Annotated in this window: 16 protein-coding genes and 1 pseudogene; 7 read left to right on the top strand and 10 right to left on the bottom strand. The window is 31.8% G+C overall.

The genetic code is table 11. From position 1 onward, the window contains the following. Positions 1-16: 16 nt before the first annotated feature. The gene (locus ACHZDT_RS14460) at positions 17-337 is read right to left on the bottom strand and encodes a DUF4834 family protein (protein WP_394775329.1); all 321 of its coding nucleotides are present in this window, start codon (positions 335-337) and stop codon (positions 17-19) included. An 89-nt stretch (positions 338-426) separates the two neighbouring features. Between ACHZDT_RS14460 and ACHZDT_RS14455 the strand changes: the two genes are divergently transcribed. Beyond that, on the top strand, positions 427-1,404 hold the full coding sequence (locus ACHZDT_RS14455; protein ID WP_394775328.1) for a transporter: 978 nt from the start codon (positions 427-429) through the stop codon (positions 1,402-1,404). Between the two features lie 48 nt (positions 1,405-1,452). Further along, positions 1,453-2,571: a GNAT family N-acetyltransferase gene (locus ACHZDT_RS14450; protein ID WP_394775327.1), complete on the top strand. Its 1,119-nt coding sequence runs from the start codon at positions 1,453-1,455 to the stop codon at positions 2,569-2,571. Between the two features lie 118 nt (positions 2,572-2,689). Here ACHZDT_RS14450 and ACHZDT_RS14445 read toward each other — a convergent pair whose 3' ends face one another. Continuing rightward, complete coding sequence (locus ACHZDT_RS14445; RefSeq protein WP_394775326.1) at positions 2,690-3,166, bottom strand: hypothetical protein; 477 nt, start codon at positions 3,164-3,166, stop codon at positions 2,690-2,692. Between the two features lie 115 nt (positions 3,167-3,281). Next, positions 3,282-4,544: an aminotransferase class I/II-fold pyridoxal phosphate-dependent enzyme gene (locus tag ACHZDT_RS14440; protein ID WP_394775325.1), complete on the bottom strand. Its 1,263-nt coding sequence runs from the start codon at positions 4,542-4,544 to the stop codon at positions 3,282-3,284. 321 nt (positions 4,545-4,865) lie between these two features. Here ACHZDT_RS14440 and nirK point away from each other — a divergent pair. From nirK to ACHZDT_RS14425, 3 genes and pseudogenes are all read left to right on the top strand, one after another. Then, positions 4,866-6,290 (top strand): annotated as a pseudogene (gene nirK, locus ACHZDT_RS14435) (copper-containing nitrite reductase). A 9-nt stretch (positions 6,291-6,299) separates the two neighbouring features. Continuing rightward, positions 6,300-7,070: a formylglycine-generating enzyme family protein gene (locus ACHZDT_RS14430; RefSeq protein ID WP_394775324.1), complete on the top strand. Its 771-nt coding sequence runs from the start codon at positions 6,300-6,302 to the stop codon at positions 7,068-7,070. Between the two features lie 16 nt (positions 7,071-7,086). After that, positions 7,087-7,689, top strand: a complete 603-nt coding sequence (locus tag ACHZDT_RS14425; protein WP_394775323.1) for an SCO family protein — start codon at positions 7,087-7,089, stop codon at positions 7,687-7,689. A gap of 32 nt (positions 7,690-7,721) precedes the next feature. Here the strand turns inward: ACHZDT_RS14425 and ACHZDT_RS14420 are convergent, their stop codons facing one another. From ACHZDT_RS14420 to ACHZDT_RS14405, 4 genes are all read right to left on the bottom strand, one after another. Beyond that, entirely contained in the window at positions 7,722-8,960 is a 1,239-nt protein-coding gene (locus ACHZDT_RS14420) for a hypothetical protein (RefSeq protein ID WP_394775322.1), read from the bottom strand. A 133-nt stretch (positions 8,961-9,093) separates the two neighbouring features. Beyond that, complete coding sequence (ric, locus tag ACHZDT_RS14415) at positions 9,094-9,816, bottom strand: iron-sulfur cluster repair di-iron protein (RefSeq protein WP_394775321.1); 723 nt, start codon at positions 9,814-9,816, stop codon at positions 9,094-9,096. A 106-nt stretch (positions 9,817-9,922) separates the two neighbouring features. Further along, positions 9,923-10,441, bottom strand: coding sequence for an azurin (azu, locus tag ACHZDT_RS14410; RefSeq protein WP_394775320.1), 519 nt, complete (start codon positions 10,439-10,441; stop codon positions 9,923-9,925). 30 nt (positions 10,442-10,471) lie between these two features. Beyond that, the gene (locus ACHZDT_RS14405; protein ID WP_394775319.1) at positions 10,472-10,912 is read right to left on the bottom strand and encodes an RrF2 family transcriptional regulator; all 441 of its coding nucleotides are present in this window, start codon (positions 10,910-10,912) and stop codon (positions 10,472-10,474) included. A gap of 202 nt (positions 10,913-11,114) precedes the next feature. Between ACHZDT_RS14405 and ACHZDT_RS14400 the strand changes: the two genes are divergently transcribed. Together ACHZDT_RS14400 and ACHZDT_RS14395 are read left to right on the top strand one after the other, a co-directional pair. Further along, positions 11,115-11,897 carry an NYN domain-containing protein gene (locus tag ACHZDT_RS14400; protein ID WP_394775318.1) on the top strand — a complete coding sequence of 261 codons (783 nt, stop codon included), beginning with the start codon at positions 11,115-11,117 and terminating at the stop codon, positions 11,895-11,897. Positions 11,898-11,931: 34 nt separating this feature from the next. Continuing rightward, positions 11,932-13,443, top strand: coding sequence for an FMN-binding glutamate synthase family protein (locus ACHZDT_RS14395; RefSeq protein WP_394775317.1), 1,512 nt, complete (start codon positions 11,932-11,934; stop codon positions 13,441-13,443). A gap of 66 nt (positions 13,444-13,509) precedes the next feature. Here the strand turns inward: ACHZDT_RS14395 and ACHZDT_RS14390 are convergent, their stop codons facing one another. The 3 genes from ACHZDT_RS14390 to ACHZDT_RS14380 form a co-directional block, all read right to left on the bottom strand. Next, entirely contained in the window at positions 13,510-13,944 is a 435-nt protein-coding gene (locus tag ACHZDT_RS14390) for a hypothetical protein (RefSeq protein ID WP_394775316.1), read from the bottom strand. A 233-nt stretch (positions 13,945-14,177) separates the two neighbouring features. Beyond that, complete coding sequence (locus ACHZDT_RS14385) at positions 14,178-14,582, bottom strand: hypothetical protein (RefSeq protein ID WP_394775315.1); 405 nt, start codon at positions 14,580-14,582, stop codon at positions 14,178-14,180. A gap of 18 nt (positions 14,583-14,600) precedes the next feature. Then, positions 14,601-15,782, bottom strand: a complete 1,182-nt coding sequence (locus ACHZDT_RS14380) for a glycoside hydrolase family 88 protein (protein ID WP_394775314.1) — start codon at positions 15,780-15,782, stop codon at positions 14,601-14,603. Positions 15,783-16,272: the final 490 nt, after the last annotated feature.

Raw genomic sequence — 16,272 nt, 5'->3', positions numbered from 1 at the left:
AATCTAGGACACAAACTTAATCTATTTCTTCGTAATCAACATAATCGCCAACCTTTTTGGTTTCGCGAGGTTTTTTTGCATTGGCTGTATCAATGACTATTTCATCCTTATTTGGACGTGTATTTTGCCATGTATTGCCCTGACTGTATTGTTGTTGTCTCTGAAAATTTTCGCCTGCTTTTTCAACTGCTTTTTTTACCAATACTGGTAAAAATATTTTAGCTAAAAATTTAAAAATATAATAAAACGCAATAATCCACATTATCGTTTTAAACAAATTTGTAAAAGATGCTTCTTGCATGATCATATAATTTTTTTCCAAAATTAATAAATCCATTGTTTAAAATTAAAATATCAATCTTAAATAAATAATAAAATATAGTACATTTGAAATGCGTTATTACTTTTTAATCCAAAAACATGTTTATGTTAAAAAATAAAAACTTTTTTATTACAGCTCTTTGTCTGGTTCCTCAATTATTTTTCGCTCAGTATACTGATGTAATTAATTCCAATCGTCCTGGTGAAACAATGTCTGCTTATGCCGTAGGAAAATCAGTTATTCAGGCAGAACTTGGTGTTTACGGCATCAAGGAAAAACACGATTTATTAGATTATGACAGCAATGGCTTTGGAACCGATTTAACGTTGCGTTATGGCGCATTTCTTGAAAAACTTGAATTTGTTCTTGATGTGCAATACCAAATGGAAAATTTTGACACTCCTTATACAAGTTACAAAAAGAACAACTTTAGACAAACCGTTTTAGGAGCTAAATATTTAATTTATGACCCTTATAAAAACTATAAAAAAGAACAAAACATCTACAGCTATAAAGCTAATCATGCTTTTAACTGGCATGAATTAATTCCTGCGGTTTCTGTTTTTGCCGGAGCAAATTTTGTGGGTGCTGACAATCCTTATTCTTTCTCTCCGCAATCAAGTATTTCACCAAAAATCATGTTGATTACCCAAAATCTTTTTGGAGGCGGAAAGTGGGTTTTCGTAACTAACATTATCGCCGATTATATTACAACTGATTATCCTAGTTATGGTTATGTTTTAACTTTAACTCACGGATTTAACGACAAATGGTCGGGTTTTGTTGAAAATCAGGGTTATAAAAGTGATTTTTACAGCGATGCAATTGTGCGTGGCGGAGCCGCTTATTTAATCAGTCCAGACCTTCAGGTTGATGCATCAATAAGTACAAATTTTAAAAATACGCCTTCTGTTTTATATGGCGGAGTTGGAGTTTCGTGGCGTTATGATGCAAGTTATAAAGAGAAGCAAATGGAATTTAAGAAGACTGAAAAAGCAAAAAAGAATAAAGATAATGAGATGGAACAAAGAGAAATCGATTATCAGGAAAAAGAAAGAAAACGTAAAGCAAAATACGACTAAATATTAATTACAAACTTCTCTAAGGAGATATTTACATACAGAATCTTAATGATTACAATTAAAGAAGCCAAAACAAAAAAGGAATTAACAGATTATATCAAGTTTCCATTTTCTCTCTATAAAGACAATCCATATTGGGTGCCGCCAATTATTGCAGATGAATTAGAATCTTTTGATAAAACTAAAAATCCTGCTTTTGATAATGCCGAGGCTTATTTTTATCTAGCATACAAAGACAATGAAATTGTTGGACGAATTACCGCTATTATCAATTGGTCTGAAGTAAATAATCAGCACAAAAGGAAAGTCCGTTTTGGATGGTTTGATGTTATTGATGATATTGAAGTTACAAAAGCTTTATTAGAGAAGGTTTACGAACTGGGGAAACAAAATAATCTGGAGCATGTTGAAGGTCCGATGGGATTTTCAAACCTTGATAAAGTTGGCGTTCTTACCGAAGGTTATGACCAGATGGGAACTATGATTACCTGGTACAATAACCCATATTATGTAACTCATTTTGAGCAATTAGGCTTTCAGGTGGAGAAAGAATATATCGAAAGTATATTCCCTTTTTCCAATGTAAAACCTGAATTTTTCCTTAAAGCCCAGGAATTAATCAAGAAAAGATACGGTTTACGTTCTCTGACTTTCACTAAAACAAAGGACATTATGCCTCATGTGGATAAAATGTTTGATTTGTTTAATGATTCTTATGCAAATCTTGCCTCTTTTGTAGCAATTTCAGATGTGCAGAAAGATTATTTCAAGAAAAAATATATCAGTTTTATTAATCCTGAATATATTAAGTTTGTGGTGGATAAAGATGATAATTTAGTTGCTTTTAGTATTGTAATGCCTAGTTTTTCTGAGGCTTTACAAAAAGCAAAAGGAAAGCTTTTCCCTTTTGGATTCATCCATTTATTAAGAGCAAGAAAAAAGAGTAAAGATGTTGTTTTTTATCTTATCGGAGTTCATCCTGATTATCAAAATAAAGGTGTTACTGCGATTATTTTCGATGAATATTTTAGAACTTTCTCTGAAAAAGGAATCCAAACTTGTATTAGAACTCCGGAATTAGCAGAGAATACAGCGATTCATTTATTATGGAAAAACTTTGATCCAAAAATTCACTGTCAGAGAAAAACGTACTTGAAATACCTTTAAGAAAAGTATTCAGTTTACAGTTTCAGTTTACAGACTTCATTTATAAAATAAAAAAAATCCATTCGTCCCCAAACGAATGGATTTTTTATTCGGCGTATATTCTTTATTTGGCTTAAATTTATTCTGCTTTACAATTCACTTTAAGTAAAGTGTTTGTCTGATCAAATTTTAATTTCGAATTATCCTTAAAAGATACTTTTCCGTTTGCATCCACAACATCTCCGTATCCTTCAATATAGGTTCCTTCATTTTGTAAAAAAGCAACTTGTCTTACAGATGTAACTCCTTCAGACATAAACGTATAATCTGCAATTAAAGTATCTCCTTTCATGTTTCCAATTAAGGTTCCTTCGTTTTTATCTTTACCTGAAATATTATAAGTTAATTTTCCATTTACTTCCTGATGTGAATTTACATTAAAACTTATCGCAATATTATTAGATGCTGATGCGTAACATTGATCTCCCGCAGGAACAGCGATTTCAGCTTCTTTTGGTGCATTCGACTGAATTTGAACCGGTTCTGCAACCTGATCCTTTTTACAGGAAATAAAAAAAGTTAACATAATAACTGACATAGCGAATAATCTTTTCATAATATTTTTTTTACTGGGTTAGTAGAATAAAGTTACTTTAAATAAAAAAAATCCACTCGTATAACGAATGGATTTTTTTATATAATTCCCATATACGGGATTTGAATTCTATAAATTAAGCGTCTAAATCAACTTTAGTTCTGCTTGCAATTTCTTTATATGTTCCGTTTTCTAATTTCTCACGAATTGCTTCAAATGCAACTAATGTTTCATCAATATCAGATAATGTATGAGAAGTTGTTGGAATCATTCTTAACAAAATAATCCCTTTAGGAATTACCGGATAAATTACAATCGACAAGAAAATACCGTAGTTTTCTCTTAAATCATTCACCATTACCATTGCTTCAGGAACACTTCCTTCTAAATAAACTGGTGTTACACAAGTATTTGTATCTCCAATATTGAAATTTCTGGTACGTAATCCGTTTTGTAAAGCATTTACGTTTTCCCAAAGTTTATCTTTCAATTCCGGGTGATTACGCAATAATTCTAAACGTTTCAAAGAACCAATTGTTTGAATCATTGGTAATGCTTTTGCAAACATTTGTGAACGTAAATTGTATTTTAAGTAATCAATAATGTCTTTATCTGCGGCAATAAATGCTCCAATATTAGCCATTGATTTAGCAAAAGTAGAGAAATAAACGTCAATACCGTCCTGAACTCCCTGCTCCTCACCTGCTCCGGCTCCTGTTTTACCAAGTGTACCAAAACCGTGTGCATCATCAACTAATAAACGGAAATTATATTTTTCTTTTAAAGCAACAATTTCTCTCAATTTACCTTGTTGTCCTCTCATTCCGAAAACACCTTCAGTAATAAATAAAATTCCACCACCTGTTTCTGTCGCCATTTTAGTAGCACGCTGCAGGTTTTTTTCCATACTTTCAAGATCATTGTGCTTGTAAGTAAAACGTTTTCCCATATGCAAACGTACACCATCAATAATACAGGCATGAGAATCTACATCATAAACAATAATATCATTTTTAGTAACTAAAGCATCAATGGTAGAAACCATTCCCTGATATCCAAAATTCAATAAATATGCTGCCGGTTTCATTACAAATTCAGCCAATTCATTTTCTAATTGTTCGTGATATTTTGTGTGACCAGACATCATACGGGCTCCCATTGGGTAAGCTGCACCAAACTGAGTTGCAGCATCAATATCAGCCTGACGAACTTCAGGGTGATTTGCAAGACCTAAATAGTCATTCAAACTCCAATTTAAAATATTTTTTCCACCAAATTGCATTCTTGGACCAAGTTCACCTTCTAATTTAGGGAATACAAAATAACCCTCAGCTTGTGAAGCCCATTTTCCTAATGGCCCTTTATTGTTCTGAATTCTTTCGAATAAATCTTTTACCATAAATATATTTTGAAGTAATAATTTTAATTTAAACAGCGTGCAAAAATAATGATTATTATTCTAAAATAGAGTTAGCCATTTATTTTTATTGAAAAATATTCTGAATATCAATCTCCAAAAAAATAAACCTGTTTAATAACGCGCTGTTTTGCGAGATTAAACTTAACTAATTACAAGTAAATTGTTTAATTAATATGGCAAAACGTAAGTTTTACATGACTTTTATCATAATAAAAGACAATTTAGTCTTTTAAATTTACGTCAGATTTAGAAACTAAAAAATAAAAACCAATTATTATGAAAATGAAACTAAACGCATTAATGAAAATGAAAACATTTGTTTGTTTATTTTTTGCAATTGTACTTTTAGGAGCATGCAAAAAAGAAGAACAATCAACTGATTACACAAACATTGTAACAGATGGAGAAATGGAAGCTGAACTTACTGCTCCTCCTCTGGTTCCTAAACCCATTGGCAACAGACCCGCCATGAAACTGAAGATAAATATGGAAATTAAGGAATAGGAAGGAACGATGACTGATGGTGTAAAATATACTTATTGGACATTTGGCGGATCTGTTCCGGGAAGTTTTATAAGAACCCGTGTAGGTGATGAAGTCGAATTTCACCTTAAAAACCATCCTGATAATAAATTACCTCATAATATAGATTTACACGCTGTAACCGGTCCCGGTGGCGGAGCAACATCATCGCTCGTTGCGCCCGGTCATGAAAAAGTATTCAGTTTTAAGGTAATAAACCCCGGATTGTATGTTTATCATTGCGCTACAGCTCCTGTGGGAATGCATATTGCAAACGGAATGTACGGCTTGATTCTCGTTGAACCAGAAGGCGGATTACCTCCGGTCGATAAAGAATATTACGTTATGCAGGGTGATTTTTATACTCAGGGCGAATACGGAGAAAAAGGTCTTCAGCCTTTTGATATGAACAAAGCGGTGAAAGAAACGCCTGATTATGTAGTTTTTAACGGAAAAGTTGGTTCAATGACAAACGGAAATGAGCTTACTGCAAAAGTGGGAGAAACTGTTCGGTTGTTTGTGGGAAATGGCGGTCCAAATTTAGTTTCTTCTTTTCATGTTATTGGCGAAATATTCGATAATGTACATGTTGAAGGAGGAAATCTTATCAATAAAAATGTTCAGACGACACTAATTCCTGCGGGAGGTTCTGCAATTGTGGATTTTAAAGTAGAAACTCCGGGGAATTTTATTATTGTTGATCATTCGATCTTTAGAGCATTTAATAAAGGCGCGTTAGGAATACTAAAAGTTGAAGGTGCCGAAAATAAAAATATTTACTCAGGAACTATTCAGGAAGGTATTTATTTACCCGAAGGCGGAACGATCCAGAAAATGCCCATTACTGCAACTGCAAAAGCGATAAACCCAAAAAGAACTGTGGCTGAAAGAGTTAAAATAGGAAAAGAAATTTTCGGCACAACTTGTTTTGCCTGTCATCAATCTGAAGGGCAAGGAATCCCGAACACATTTCCTCCTCTTGCAAAATCTGATTATCTAAACGCAGATTCAAAACGAGCTATCAAAACAATTTTACACGGCTTAAGCGGCGAAGTAATTGTAAATGGCACTAAATACAATAATATTATGCCTAGCCAGAATTTATCTGATGATGAAATCGCGAATGTTATGACCTATATATATAATAGCTGGGGAAATAATAAAACTGAGGTAACTCCAGAAATGGTAAAAGCTTTAAGATAAAACAAAATTATGCACAAAAGCATTTTTATTATTCTTCTTTTCTTCGCTCTTGCAGGAATGTTAAGCGCCCAAGAATCGAAAATGGTTCTGATAAAAGAGGGATCTTTTGTCCCTCTTTACGGAGCTACTGTAAAAAATCCCGTTGTTGTAAAACCTTTTTTGATAGATGTATATCCTATTACTAATAATGAATATTTGAGTTTTATTAAAAAAAATCCAGGTTATAGTAAGTCCAAAATAAAAGGAATTTTTGCAGATGAAAGTTATCTGATTTATTGGAAATCAGATTTTGATTTTGGAAACAATAATCCTAAATCTCCTGTAACAAACGTTTCCTGGTTTGCAGCCAAAAAATATTGTGAATGTCAGGGAAAACGATTACCTACAATAGATGAATGGGAATATATTGCTATGGCAGATGAAAAAAAAGTTGATGCCAGAACTAAAAAAGTATTCAATAAATACATTTTATCCTGGTATGAAAAATCAAAAACTTACGAAAATCCAATAGGCAAAACATTCAAAAATTATTGGGGAGTTTATGACATGCACGGATTGGTATGGGAATGGACGGCAGACTTTAATAGTATTTTTTTATCCGGAGAATCCCGAAAAGATAAAAGTGCAGACAAAAACCTTTTTTGCGGTGGCGCATCAGTAAATGCAACCGATCTTATGGATTATGCTGCTTTTATGCGATATGCGTTTAGAGGAAGTCTTAAAGCGCAATATTCAACACGAAATCTGGGTTTTAGATGCGCAAAAACAACAACACAATAATTTTAAATTCTTAAAAATGAAAAAATTAATAATCCCAATTTTGATTTTGATATTTAGTCTTCAAAGTTGTAAAGATTCAAAAGATAATACGGTAATAAATACTATAGACAAACCGATTACTGATTTATCGATTTACAATTTACCATCAAAATGGACGAATCAAAACGGAAGAAATATTAAACTAAAAAGCCTGAAAGGAAATGTTCTGGTTATGGTGATGATTTATACAACCTGCAAAGCGGCTTGTCCAAAATTAGTTGCTGATATGAGAAATATAGAATCACGATTGAATGAAAAAACGAAGAAAAATGTCAAACTTATTCTGGTAAGTATTGATCCGGAAACAGATACTCCGGAAAAATTAAAAGCATTTTCTATTGCAAATAAAATGGAAGGTGATTCATGGATCTTCTTACGTTCTACAGAAGAAAATACTCGTGAATTTGCGGCCGTTCTTGCCGTTAATTACAAAAAAATATCTCCGATTGATTTTTCACACTCTAATATTATAAGCGTTTTTAATCCGGATGGGGAATTAATTTACCAACAAGAAGGTTTAGGTGTAAACAATGATAAAACAGTCGACAGAATAAATCTGGAAGCTGAGAAAATTAAATAGGTTAATTCATTTGTAAAAAGCAGGGGAAGATTTTAATTAATCAACCCTTGTTTTTTATTTTTAAAAAGTGAAATTGTAATCAAAATTAATCCTGAAACAATTAAGATACTCATTAGAAAAATGCTTTCGGAGTAATATGAAATTATTCCTTTTTTTAAATAAAAGAAAATTCCCTGAAGAAATAACAATAATTCTGTTGCTATATATCCTAAAATAAAAAACTTTATTCCTACTCTAAGAAAAACAGATTTACCTGAAAGAACATTATTCTGAATCAAGATTCCGAACAAAAATCCGGTAATAATCCCAAGCGTTGTTAGATGAACAAACCCAATTATAAGATTTCTAATTTGATGTGAAACTTCATTCAGATCTGGAATTAAAACTAATAACTGAATTCCTATTTTTAAAAACACAGAGCATATTGCTAATCTGTAAACTGCTTTTGCCGAATTATCCAGATTAAATTTAAAAATACTAATTGGCGATTTGAACATTTTGCAGCAATAAACAAAAGCAATAATTTGTATAATCACTCCAATACTATTAATCAAACTTAGCAAACCATTTTTTAAATACCAGCTTACAGGAAATGCAACTGTTAAAAATGTTGCTATAATAAGTAATGTGAAAAATATTTTAAACTTTTTTTTATCGATTTCATCTTCAAATTGTTTTAAAAACAAAGCTAAAACTGCAAATAAAAACCATCCATTAAATTGAAAATGCAGGAAAAATTGAATTGCAATTTGATAAAATGCACTTTGTTTTCCTAACATATTTATTGCGGGACCTAAACACCAAACTCCAAAAGTGGACAAAATCATAAATAAAATTGCACTCACTAAAAGTCTTTGCGTTTCTGTTTTTTCTTTTGAAAAATCTCGCCAGGTTATCCAACAAAACACATAACTCAACAAAATATGCATAGTAGAAAATAAGATTGAAAACAAAGCATATCCCTGAATTGGAAAAGCAATCATCATCCCGATAACAGAAAATTCAGTCAACCAGAATAATATATTATAAATTGGTTTTTGACTTTTATCTTTCGGAATAAAAAAACGAACAATCAAAACATAAATCATCAAGTATGCCCAACCCAACATGGCAACGTGAGAATGTGCATGAAGCATAAAAACATAATTGATATTTAAAGGAAATAAATAAGAATATCGCATTAACAAACCCATAATTGAGGCTGTTAAAAAATTAAGTAAACAACATACAACCCAGATTTTTTGGGAACTCATTTTAGATAATATTTTCATTTTATCAGCTTAAAAGTAATTTAAACCACTCTTTCTGATTTTTATATTGCTGTAATAAAAATGTGCCGATATATCATTCTTTTAAATGATTTATTGGCACATTTTATTTTCAAATTTTCATTATTTTGTCAGCTTATGCAAACTCCTCTTCCAGAATTACTGCTTTATTAAATAATATGTTGTTTTCTAAATGAATATGTTTGTGTAAATCCTCTTCAAATTCTTTTAGCATTGCAAATGTTACTTTATAAGTTGTACATCCATCGCTTGGTGGAGTATAATTGTTTGTAAGTCTGGCAATTTCGTTAAATCGTTCGCCCTCATTATTATGTTCCTGCATCATCATAGCAATTGGATTAGATACTGAACCAAAAGATGGTGGAGTCAAAATGCCATCAGATTCTTTGGTTTTTACCATTCTTTTAATGAAAGGAAATAACATTAATTCTTCTTTTTTCATATGTTGCGACAATTCTTCCGCACATTCAGTAAACAATTTATTTATCTTAAACAATTCCGGATGAGCTGCTCCATGAACTTTACAAAGCTTATCTAAAAACTGGATTAAAATTGTCGATTTATCCTCTACATAACGATGATGGGTTTTCTCTATATAATCAGCCAATAAATCCAGTGGCCAGGAATTAAAATCAATTGTATTACCATTTTCAGATTCTAAAATATCATAAACATTTTGCAATAATACATCTGAATCGATATCCTGCTTTTCGCAAACCTCATTAAGGGTTCTGTTTCCTTTACAGCAAAAATCTATTTGATATTTTGTAAAAACTGCCGCTGTCCTAAAATCCTGAGCTACAAACGAACCAATTGTTTTATTTTTTAAATCTTCCATTTTTTATTTATAATTAATTAATACTCAATTTTACAATAAAAGACAATTTTATCTTTTATATGTTTATTAAAAAACTCTAAGCCATAATAGCATTAGAGTTTGTTATTTATTCAACAATTAAAACACCTTTCATCATAGAAACATGCCCTGGAAAAGTACATAAAAAGTTATAAGTTCCTTTTTTATCGATAGTAAATTCAATTGTATCTTCTTCTCCTCCACCAAGTAATTTTGTATGTGCAATAATCGAACTTTTTTCTGAAGCTGGGATATAATCTGTATCTCTGGCAGCAATTGCTTTAGATGCAAAAGCAGCTTCGTCAGTACCTTCCTGTAAAATAACAAGGTTATGTCCCATTGCTTCCTTTGGTATTTTACCCACATGTTTTAACGTTAAAGTAATAGGTTTTCCTGCCTGAGCTCTTAATTCAGTAGTATTAAACTGCATTTGATCGTTTCCTTCAATAACTATCACATTACTTACTGCCGGTTTTACACCTTCATCTGAGGTTGTTGTATTTATTTCTGTTGTTTCATCAGTTGCTGAAACTTCTTTTTTTCCACAAGATGTAATGGCTAAAAATCCCATTAGCATCACAATCGAAATCCTGACTTTTTTATTCATTTCTAAGTATTTAAATTATATTTATATTTTTTAATCATTTATTTTAAGAAAAAAATCACCCGTTGTAACTCCTGACGCTAATTGTTCTAATGTGGTATTTGTAAGCATTTCTAAAAGCAATTGTCGCACTTTTTGAAACTCATTATGCACCGGACATGGTTTTAATTCTGAACATTCCTTCAACCCAATTCCGCATCCTTTATATATAGAATCACCGTCAATAGCATCAACAATCTGAATGAGTTTTATTGATTTTACAGCATTTGCAGAAACTTCAAATCCTCCTCCTACTCCTTTTGAAGATTCTATGATCCCATTTTTAGTTAGAATTTGCATTATTTTGGCTGTAAATGGTTCCGGCGAATCAATTTCTTTGGCGACATCTTTTATTCCTACCCTAATTCCTTCAGATGATTTAGTGGCAATAAATATCGAAGCCCTTATACCGTATTCACACGCTTTTGAAAACATAGATAAATTTGTTGATTGAGTACAAATATATTTAAATTCATAGTAAAAGACAAATTTATCTTTAATTGTTTTTTTATAAAAAAAGTCTTATTTATAACCAAAATAATTAATAATATACAAAACACTTATTCAGGATCAAATTCAAATAAAAACCAATTTTAGTTTTACCTTTGGAAGTACTAATTTATCTAACACTTAAATAATGGCTTTAAGCAACACAAAAGATCTCAAATTAGCCGTTCTTATTGATGCCGATAACGTGCCGTACAGTAATGTAAAAGGCATGATGGAAGAAATAACAAAATTTGGCACACCCACTACAAAACGTATTTACGCTGATTGGACCAAACCTAATTCTAATGGATGGAAAGCTGTTTTATTAGAACATGCAATTACTCCAATTCAGCAATATAGTTATACCGTTGGAAAAAACTCCTCAGATTCTGCTTTGATAATCGATGCAATGGATCTACTTTATTCAGGAAAACTGGACGGATTTTGTATTGTTTCCAGCGATAGTGATTTTACCCGTCTGGCAATTAGATTAAGAGAATCCGGCATGAAAGTAATTGGTATTGGAGAAAAGAAAACACCAAATTCATTTATCGTTGCCTGTGACCGATTTATCTATATTGAGGTTCTTGACGGAGCAATCCAGAAGAAAAAACCTAAAACCGCTGCTACAGCCGATGCTAAAAAACCTGTTGAAAAACCTGCCGAAAAAGCATTGCATAAAATAGACAAACAAACTATTGAACTTATAGAAGCTACGATTGAGGACATTGAAGATGATGATGGTTGGGCATTTTTAGGCGATGTTGGGAACTTAATCGTAAAGAAAAAACCCGAATTTGATCCTAGAAACTATGGCTTTTCTAAGCTTACGCCAATGTTAAAATCGCTGACAGATATTCTTGAAATTGATGAAAGAGAATCAGACAAAAAAGGAATCAAACATGTTTATGTTCGCCTGCGATTCAATTAATTATTAAACATTATTATTTAAATTTTTTAAAAACATGAGAAAAAAATTCTTTATCTATGGATTCTTATTGTTGATAATTGTTGTTACAATTTATTTTTATACCAAGCGTGGTTTTTTACTCGTTATTATTATTCCGATATTATTAGTTGTTGGCGCTTATAATGTAACTCAAAGAAAGCATGCTATTTTAAGAAATTTCCCTGTTTTAGGTTATTTCAGATATTTATTTGAAATGATAGCACCGGAAATTCAACAATATTTTATCGAAAGATCAACTGATGGAAAACCATTTTCCAGAAATCAGCGTTCTTTAGTTTACCAAAGAGCAAAAAATATCGATTCGAGTACACCTTTTGGAACTCAGTTAAACCTTAACCATGACAGTTACGAAGGAATAAAACATTCGATTTTTCCTGCAAAAGTCAACGAAGAATTACCACGAGTATTAGTTGGTGGAAAAGATTGTAAACAGCCTTATTTAGCTTCTTTATTCAATGTTTCGGCAATGAGTTTTGGTTCATTAAGTGAAAATGCAGTTCGCGCGATAAATATTGGTGCTAAAAAAGGAAACTTTTATCAAAATACCGGAGAAGGTGGTTTAACCGAATTTCATCTTGCGGGTGGTGGCGACATTACATGGCAAATTGGTACAGGATATTTTGGCTGCCGAAATGCCGACGGAAATTTCAGCCCTGAAAAATTCTCAGAAAAAGCGAATCTTCCAAACGTGAAAATGATTGAGATTAAACTTTCTCAAGGCGCAAAACCCGGACATGGCGGAGTACTTCCAGCGGCTAAAAACACCGAGCAAATTGCTAAAATAAGAGGTGTTGAACCACATACGATGATTCTTTCTCCTCCTGGTCATCATGCTTTTTCAGACACTAAAGGACTAATTCGTTTTATCGCGCAATTGCGTCAGTTATCAAACGGAAAACCTATCGGGTTTAAATTATGTATTGGTAATACTGCTGAATTTGAAGCTATTTGCCACGAAATGATCGCCGAAGATATTTATCCTGATTTTATTACAATTGATGGTGCCGAAGGCGGAACCGGAGCTGCTCCGTTAGAATTCGCTGATGGCGTTGGAATGCCATTTGAACCTGCTTTAATATTTGTAAATAAAACATTAATTGGTTTAAATATCCGAGATAAAATACGCGTTATTGGAAGCGGAAAAATCATTTCAGGTTATTCTATTTTGCATGCAATTGCATTGGGCGCAGATATGTGTAACAGCGCTCGTGGTTTCATGTTTTCTCTGGGATGTATTCAGGCGTTGCGCTGTCATAATAATGAATGTCCAACCGGAGTTGCAACTCAAAACAAAATGCTGATGAAAGGTTTGGTTGTTACCGATAAATCTGATCGTGTCTATCATTTTCATAAGAATACATTGCACGCGGCCAACGAACTTTTAGCAGCAGCCGGCAAAAAGAGCTTTGCAGAAGTTGATGGAAATATTTTTATGCGTGGTGATGAATTTGGTCATTTATCAGATGCTTACTTTCCGGACATCTTAACAAATGTTACAAAACGATAAAAAAAATAAAAATAGCCTCTCTGAATTTTCAAAGAGGCTATTTTATTTTCAATCAACTTTTAGAAATTAAAGTTTTGCAGTTACTTTTTCTTTAGATGCAGCACCGTTTTCTAAAACAGCAAATTCCTCTTTATCGACGATTTGCTGAGCTAGAATTGCGTTATTATAGGCGAGGAAATACACATCAAATTTTACTCCTTCGTCAATTAATTCTTTTGAAATTTGGTCATTTTTAATCATTTCTTTTAGTAAATCCGGAAATGAATTTTTGTATGTTAATTTGTTGGTATCGTTTTCTTCTAAATTGGTTTCAATTCTAATTTCAATTTTGTTATCGTTTAAAAATGCTTTAGCGGTCGTACCGGTAATACCAGTGCCTTTAATCGAGGACGAATTATTGTAGGTGTTTACATGTTCCTGAATTTTTTGCTTGGTATTTTTACAACTTACCAATATTAATCCAAGAATAAGAGCAAATGCGATTTGAGTAATTTTTTTCATAATTTTTTAGGTTTTAGGTTAATTTTTAACTCAAACATAATGAATTTTACAAACAAAAACAACTTAACAAAACAAACTGGAATACTGTAGTTATTTGACTACGAATTAATTATCTAAAATAAAACTATACATACACCTTTAGATTAAAAGAACATTTTTAATAATAATCAAATACAAAAAAGCCACTTTAAAAATCGATTAAAAGTGGCTTTTAGAAACAAATGCATTACAAATTATTTCAATAATTCAGATATTGATTCTTTGTTTATTATTTCTTTTAGGAAAACAGTATTGTCATCGGCTAAAAAATAAGCATCAAATTGAACTCCTTCTTCAACAAGTTCTTTAGGAATTTGATTTTTAATAATCATTTCTTTCAAAAGCTTAGGAAAAGTTGCACTTGCTTTTGATACATTCAATGCGTTTTGTTCTAAATTAGTCTCAAACCGCAACTCAATTTTGTTATCGTTTATATATCCTCTTGCAGTTGTAAGTGTAACATCATCAGCTTTAAAACCTGCAGCCGATGTATTATAAGATGTTACATATTCCTGAAGTTTCTGCTTTGTGTTTTTACAACTTATCATCAATACCATGAAAGCAATGGCAAATGAAATCTTAATTATTTTCTTAATCATAATTTTAAATTTAGAATATTATTTTTTTAGTTTTTGAAGCCTTAAAAGTGCTTCAAGATAATAATAATCTGCATAATTTATTGAACAATCAATCTCGCTTCCGGCTGGTTTATGACCTGTTGAATGCAATAAAAAAGCCGAATTTACTTCGTGACTTTGATAATGATCTGAAAGTGAAACAATCATCTTTTTAGACTTTTCTAAATATTCTTTTTTCAAAGTTGTATCTTTTGTATAAGAACTCAATTCAATAAGTGCCGAAGATACAATTGCCGCCGCCGATGCATCTCTTGGTTCATTTGGAATTCCGGGCGCATTAAAATCCCAATACGGAATCAAATCTTCGGTTGTTAAGTTATCCAGATATACTCGTGCCAGTTTATGCGCAAAGTCTAAAAATTTCTGGTCTTTTGTTTCTCTGTAAACCATTGTAAATCCATAAATAGCCCACGCCTGGCCTCTCGCCCACATACTAGTATCGCTGTAACCCTGCGCAGTGATTCCTTTTATTTTTTTACCGGTTTCATAATCATAAATAATAACGTGATATGAAGTGTAATCAGGTCTAAAATGATTCTGCATTGTAGTTTCGGCGTGTTTTACGGCAATATCATACAATTTTTTATTTCCGCCATTTCTAGAAGCCCAAAAAAGCATTTCTAAATTCATCATATTATCTATAATCGTGTTATGTCCGCCATATTTATTATGAGGCCACGATAAAATAGTACCAACTTTTGGATTAAAAAGCGTTGCCAGAGTATCAGCTGTTTTTAAGATAATTTCTTTATATTCGGGATTTTTCGTTAAACGATATCCATTCCCGAAACTATTAAAAATCTGAAATCCTAAATCGTGGTCATTTGCTTTACTCACTGATAAAGGTTTTAGAAACTGGCTAAATTTGTTTGCTTCTTTTTTCCATTTTTTATCTCCGGTTGCTTCATATAAATACCATAATTCCCCAGGCCAGAATCCGCTTGTCCAATCTTTATAATTAACAAATTTCCAATCCTTGCTTCCATTAGCAACAGTTCTGGGCGAAGTTCCGTCGTCAGGAATTACAAGTAAGGTTTTCGAAGCTTGTTCGGCACAATAATCGAGTTGTCTTTTAATATTTAAAGAATTGTCTTTTTGAGAATAAACAATATTCCCCAATAGAAATAGGATTAAAATCAGAGTTGTAAATCTTCTATTCATGTGGTTATTTAATTTAGATAGTAAGTTTATTATAATTATACGGAATCGATAAATTTATAAAATAAAGCACACGTAACCGAATGTTTGTATTTTTGTTTACCTAAAAAAGTACTAATTAATCTCGCTTAAATTTGATGCTAAATTAATTATGCTCATAAGCCCATTAAATACTATCTCAAAAAAAAATCTCTACGAGATATTGCTCCAGCAGTTAATATTCGATAGTAAACAAAAGCAATAATCTTTTAACATTGTTTTTTTTACCAATATATAATCTCTACGAGATATAACTTCAAGCAGTTAAATGTTTTGATTGCAAACAAAAGCTATACTCCTTTAGGAGTTACATGTTGGTAGAAAAAAACAAAAACAAATAGAAAAATGTCCCGTAGGGCAATGTCATTAAGTTAAGCTTTTAAAAAATAAAATTATTGCAAATCAAATCCGTTTTTATCCGCGTTTTTACGAAGTAAATCTGTTTTATCCGCGT

Source organism: Flavobacterium sp. (assembly GCF_043722275.1).
Lineage (GTDB): Bacteria > Bacteroidota > Bacteroidia > Flavobacteriales > Flavobacteriaceae > Flavobacterium.
Note: the sequence above shows the minus strand (reverse complement) of the source record. Positions and strands in the feature narration are given on the sequence as shown.

Coding starts and splice junctions, on each gene's coding strand:
- ACHZDT_RS14460 (WP_394775329.1), bottom strand. CDS start 337: ATGGATTTATTAATTTTGGAAAAAAATTATATGATCATGCAAGAAGCA.
- ACHZDT_RS14455 (WP_394775328.1), top strand. CDS start 427: ATGTTAAAAAATAAAAACTTTTTTATTACAGCTCTTTGTCTGGTTCCT.
- ACHZDT_RS14450 (WP_394775327.1), top strand. CDS start 1,453: ATGATTACAATTAAAGAAGCCAAAACAAAAAAGGAATTAACAGATTAT.
- ACHZDT_RS14445 (WP_394775326.1), bottom strand. CDS start 3,166: ATGAAAAGATTATTCGCTATGTCAGTTATTATGTTAACTTTTTTTATT.
- ACHZDT_RS14440 (WP_394775325.1), bottom strand. CDS start 4,544: ATGGTAAAAGATTTATTCGAAAGAATTCAGAACAATAAAGGGCCATTA.
- ACHZDT_RS14430 (WP_394775324.1), top strand. CDS start 6,300: ATGCACAAAAGCATTTTTATTATTCTTCTTTTCTTCGCTCTTGCAGGA.
- ACHZDT_RS14425 (WP_394775323.1), top strand. CDS start 7,087: ATGAAAAAATTAATAATCCCAATTTTGATTTTGATATTTAGTCTTCAA.
- ACHZDT_RS14420 (WP_394775322.1), bottom strand. CDS start 8,960: ATGAAAATATTATCTAAAATGAGTTCCCAAAAAATCTGGGTTGTATGT.
- ric (WP_394775321.1), bottom strand. CDS start 9,816: ATGGAAGATTTAAAAAATAAAACAATTGGTTCGTTTGTAGCTCAGGAT.
- azu (WP_394775320.1), bottom strand. CDS start 10,441: ATGAATAAAAAAGTCAGGATTTCGATTGTGATGCTAATGGGATTTTTA.
- ACHZDT_RS14405 (WP_394775319.1), bottom strand. CDS start 10,912: ATGTTTTCAAAAGCGTGTGAATACGGTATAAGGGCTTCGATATTTATT.
- ACHZDT_RS14400 (WP_394775318.1), top strand. CDS start 11,115: ATGGCTTTAAGCAACACAAAAGATCTCAAATTAGCCGTTCTTATTGAT.
- ACHZDT_RS14395 (WP_394775317.1), top strand. CDS start 11,932: ATGAGAAAAAAATTCTTTATCTATGGATTCTTATTGTTGATAATTGTT.
- ACHZDT_RS14390 (WP_394775316.1), bottom strand. CDS start 13,944: ATGAAAAAAATTACTCAAATCGCATTTGCTCTTATTCTTGGATTAATA.
- ACHZDT_RS14385 (WP_394775315.1), bottom strand. CDS start 14,582: ATGATTAAGAAAATAATTAAGATTTCATTTGCCATTGCTTTCATGGTA.
- ACHZDT_RS14380 (WP_394775314.1), bottom strand. CDS start 15,782: ATGAATAGAAGATTTACAACTCTGATTTTAATCCTATTTCTATTGGGG.